The sequence below is a fragment of the Tamlana crocina genome, assembly GCF_012037625.1.
Genome location: NZ_JAAVJS010000149.1, coordinates 1 through 514, shown reverse-complemented (window position 1 = coordinate 514; position 514 = coordinate 1). Strand labels below are relative to the sequence as shown.

Here is a 514-nt window from a genome sequence, read left to right as displayed (position 1 = left end):
CGCCCAGCAGCAGGAAATAATGGTATTGTTTGGCATTTTTGGCACCCATTTTCACCACCAGGGTATTCTTTCCTGCCCGGGCATCGGCAGCATGATCGCGCATATTGTTTAGGTTAAGAACTCCGGCACTAAGAAAGCCGACAGTTGCAGCCGGCAGCAACACCCGCCAGTCCCATTCCAAAGCATATAAAAAGTAGGAGCCATAAACCCCTACCAGGCCAAAAAAGATAAATACAAAAACATCTCCAAGGCCGCGGTAACCATAAGCGGAATCACCCACGGTGTATTTCACTGCAGCCGCAATAGCAGCGATTCCCAGCAGCAGGAAGAGTACTGCATAAAAAAGGCTACGCCCGCCAAAGGCGACGTAAATTAGGGCTACGGCAAGTAAAAAGGTAATAATTGCAGTGGCTATCATACCCCAGTACATTTCCTTGCGGGTCATTAATCCACTTTGCAAAGCGCGTTGAGGGCCCACGCGTTCTTCGTTGTCTGTACCTTTTACAAAATCCCC

At 49.0% G+C, this 514-nt stretch carries 1 protein-coding gene; it reads right to left on the bottom strand.

Features of this window, described 5'->3' with window-relative positions; genetic code table 11:
- Nucleotides 1-514 (bottom strand): 1,4-dihydroxy-2-naphthoate octaprenyltransferase (menA, locus tag HC176_RS16060; protein WP_167920009.1); only part of this gene is annotated, 514 nt, incomplete at both ends.